At 43.1% G+C, this 295-nt stretch carries 1 protein-coding gene; it reads right to left on the bottom strand.

From position 1 onward, the window contains the following. Positions 1-295, bottom strand: a 295-nt coding sequence (locus tag AC6UDG_RS07535) for an NAD(P)-dependent oxidoreductase (protein WP_500706965.1), incomplete at both ends; no start/stop codon positions are given.

Raw genomic sequence — 295 nt, 5'->3', positions numbered from 1 at the left:
ATGTTAGCTTCATCAATTAACACGTCAGAACCATATCCACCTAATGTGCCGGACGCAAGAGCATTATCGACGGATTTTAAGTCAACCACTTGACCACGAGCCGTATTAACCAAAATGGCATCGTCTTTCATTAAATTGATTTGGGCGGTACTGATTAAGTTATCAGTTTCACCTTTAGTGTAGGGAACGTGCAGTGAAACAATATCAGACCGCTTCAATAATTCATCAATGGAGACGTATTCATCGATTTCAGGAGCGTCAACCTTGTGACGGTCGTTAGCGAGCACGGTTGCAC

The sequence above is a fragment of the Fructilactobacillus sp. X2R1C1 genome (genome assembly GCF_059901435.1).
This window is presented reverse-complemented; position numbering and strand designations above follow the sequence as displayed.